This window comes from Mesorhizobium sp. M1A.F.Ca.ET.072.01.1.1 (genome assembly GCF_004023325.1).
Taxonomy (GTDB): Bacteria; Pseudomonadota; Alphaproteobacteria; order Rhizobiales; family Rhizobiaceae; genus Mesorhizobium.
Map to the genome: position 1 here is coordinate 1 of NZ_RZSF01000486.1, position 3,650 is coordinate 3,650.

At 63.6% G+C, this 3,650-nt stretch carries 3 protein-coding genes; all 3 read left to right on the top strand.

The window, feature by feature from the left end; genetic code table 11:
* Positions 1-1,226 (top strand): amylo-alpha-1,6-glucosidase (locus EOA32_RS34760; protein ID WP_145971460.1); only part of this gene is annotated, 1,226 nt, incomplete at its 5' end.
* 188 nt (positions 1,227-1,414) lie between these two features.
* A complete protein-coding gene (locus EOA32_RS34765; RefSeq protein ID WP_095829423.1) occupies positions 1,415-3,208 on the top strand; it encodes a trehalose-6-phosphate synthase in 1,794 nt (597 codons plus the stop codon).
* A partial coding sequence (locus EOA32_RS34770; protein WP_281015303.1) for a trehalose-phosphatase occupies positions 3,205-3,650 on the top strand: 446 nt, incomplete at its 3' end. The genes EOA32_RS34765 and EOA32_RS34770, both read left to right, overlap by 4 nt.

The following is a 3,650-nucleotide window of genomic DNA, read 5'->3' on the forward strand; positions in this document are numbered from 1 at the left end:
GGCTCAATCCGGGTCTCGCGCGCGGCGTGCTGGCGTTCCTTGCCGAACATCAGGCGACGGAAACGTCGCCCTTCATCGATTCCCAGCCAGGCAAAATCATGCATGAGACGCGCAAGGGCGAAATGGCGGCGCTGCGCGAGCTTCCCTTCGGCCGCTATTATGGCGGCGTCGACACGACCCCGCTCTACATTCATCTCGCCTGCGCCTATGCCGACCGCACCGGCGACATGGCCTTCATCGACACGCTCTGGCCATCGCTCAAGGCGGCCGCCGAGTGGACGGAAGAGGCAAGCCGGGCAACGGGTTTCGTCACCTACCAACGCGCGGCGGAGTCCGGCCTCGCCAACCAGGGCTGGAAAGACAGCGTCGACTCGGTCTTCCATGCCGATGGCCGCATGCCCAAAGGACCGATCGCGCTGGTCGAGGTGCAAGGCTATGTCTTTGCCGCTTATCGCGGCCTTGCCGCGCTCGCACGCCGCCGCGGCGAGTTTGCCGATGCCGAACATTGGGAGAACCGCGCCGAGGAAATGCGGATCGCCGTCGAGCGTGACTTCTGGATCGAGGATCTAAACTTCTACGCCATCGCGATCGACGGCGAAGGCCAGCCCTGCAAGGTGCGAACGTCAAATGCGGGGCATCTGCTCTATGCCGGGCTGCCGCAGCCGGAGCGTGCCAAGATTGTCGCCGATCAATTGCTGTCGGCTTCCTTCCATTCCGGCTGGGGACTGAGGACGCTTGCAGACGACGCGATCTTCTTCAACCCAATGTCCTACCATAACGGCTCGATCTGGCCCCACGACACGGCGCTCTGCGGTGTCGGCCTGTCACGCTATGGAGAGCGGGAAAGTGTCGTGCGGCTGATGAGCGGCACGTTCGAGTCGGCCGTGCACTTCAACATGCGGCTGCCGGAATTGTTCTGCGGCTTCACCCGGGCGCCAGGCGAGGCGCCGATCGCCTATCCTGTCGCCTGTCTGCCGCAGGCCTGGTCGGCAGGGTCCACCTTCATGCTGATGCAGGCCTGCCTCGGTCTGGAAATCGACGGTTGGAAAGGCGAGTTGCGCGTCACCCGCCCACGGATGCCTATCGGTATCGACACGCTCACGCTCCGGCATCTGTCCGTCGGCAATAAGACTATCGACCTCACCTTCCAGCGTGTCGGGGACCGCGTCGTTGCCTTCCTCGCCGATCGGCATGAGGGCCTGGTGCCGCTGATTGTGCGGACTTAGACGGGTCGATTGCGCAATTCCGGACGGAAAACCGTTACGAGAGCGGAGTTCCGCAAATGCATCCGGCAGTCGAAAAATGTCGGAACCGACGAGCGCCCTATGCGTTTGCAAACCGGAACCGGCACACCTCTCCGCAGCCGGCAAGAACGAAAACAAAATAGCGGACAGCCGGAGGCAACCTGGCATCAATGGCACAGTATGGCGTCGACCTCTTGTGGGTCCTTATCCTAGCTAGTCTCGGACTCAGCGCTCTCGCGATCTTCGTCTCAATAACCAGGCACCGTCACCAGCATGCAACGGCTGTGAACACGCCCGGTGCGGGCGAGGACGTCGCATCGGAAGCCGCACGCAAGGTGTTGCGCGAATTCGAGAAGAACGGGCAGTCGGTCGACGCCGCCCTCGTCACCTGGTCACCGGAGACGCTGCGCAAGATCCTTGCCGAGGATCTGCCGGACGCACAGGTCATCGTCGTCTCCAACCGCGAGCCCTACATCCACAATGAGGACGAGAACGGCGATGTCGAGCTCGTCGTGCCGGCGAGCGGACTGGTCTCGGCACTGGAGCCGATCACGCGCGCCTGCGCCGGCACTTGGATTGCCTATGGCGGCGGAAGCGCGGATCGTCAGGTCGTCGACCGCCACGACCGGGTACAGGTGCCGCCCGAAAATCCATCTTATGCCCTGCGCCGGGTCTGGCTGACCGATGAGGAATATCAGGGCTATTATCTCGGCTTCGCCAATGAAGGGCTTTGGCCGCTCTGCCATATAGCCTTTACCCGACCGATCTTCCGCGAGTCGGACTGGGCGGCCTACGAGGCCGTCAACCGCAAATTTGCCGAAACGGTGGTTGCCGAGGCGCGGAACGAGAGGCCGATCGTGCTGGTCCAGGATTATCATTTCGCGCTGCTGCCGCGCATGATCCGCGAGCGCCTGCCCGAGGCGATTGTCATCACCTTCTGGCACATCCCGTGGCCGAATTCGGAAGTGTTCAGCATCTGTCCGTGGCGCGAGCGCATTCTGGATGGGCTGCTGGGCAGCTCGATCATCGGCTTCCACACCCAGTTCCATGCCAACAACTTCACCGAGAGCGTCGACCGTTTCATGGAGAGCCGGATCGAACGGGCGGATGCCGCGGTGTCCTATGGCGGCCAGACGACTTTGGTCCACGCCTACCCGATCTCTATCGAATGGCCTGTGCAGCTCCTGAAGAGCCTGCCGCCGGTCGAGGAATGCCGCGCGCAAATCCGCGAGCGGTTCGGGATTCCAGCCGACGCCAAGCTGTGCGTCGGTGTCGAGCGCCTCGACTACACCAAGGGCATTCTCGACCGCTTCCATGCGCTGGAGGAACTGTTCATCCGCTACCCTGAAATGATCGGCAAGGCGGTGTTCCTGCAGGTCGCCGCACCGAGCCGGGGCACATTGCCGGCCTACAAGCACCTGCATGAGGAATGCCAGCGGCTCGCCGAGGGACTCAACGAGCGCTACGGCAACGGCAGCTATCGTCCGGTCGTGCTCGTGGCCGAGCATCACTCGCAGAGGGACGTCTACAAGATCTACCGCGCGGCCGACATCTGCCTCGTCACCAGCCTGCATGACGGCATGAACCTCGTGGCCAAGGAGTTCGTTGCCGCGCGCGATGACGAAGAGGGCGTGCTCCTGCTCAGCACGTTTGCCGGCGCCTCGCGCGAACTGCTCGAGGCGCTGATCGTCAATCCTTACGACGCGGCGATGATGAGCGAAGCCATGCGGCAGGCGCTGGTCATGGGGCCCGACGAGCAGCGCGAGCGCATGCGCCGCATGCGCGAGATCGTACGCGACAACAATGTCTATCGCTGGGCCGGCAGCATGCTGCTCGACGCGGCGCGATTGAGGAAGCGCGGCGAGCTCGACCGCGTCACGGCCTTGTCCGACCGCTCGGCAAACACCAACGGCGACAATGTCGTCTCTATCTTCGAACGCAAACAGGCAGTCGGATTCCGATGAACATCCAAGCAGATTTGACCCCACCGCTCCCCGAAGGCCGGTGGGCGCTCTTCCTCGATATCGATGGCACCTTGCTCGAGCACGCCGCCCATCCAGATAGCGTCGCGGTCAGCACGGACTTGCGTTCGCTGCTGCAAGCGGTCGAGCACCGGCTGGATGGAGCGCTCGCCTTCATCACCGGCCGCTCTATCGCGGCCGTCGACCGGCTGTTCGAGCCTTTGAAGCTGCGGATCGCCGGCCTCTACGGGCTGGAGCACAGGCTGACACCGGACGGACAAATCGAGGCCGCCGACGAGCCGGCGGATATGGCCGCACTTGCCGACGAAATCGAGCTGGAGTTGGCAAGCAAGGCCGTCTATGTGGAGCGCAAGGGGCCGGTGCTCGCCATCCACACGCGGGCAGCGCCGCAATTGCTGGCCCGCGCGACGGAGCTGGTCGAGAC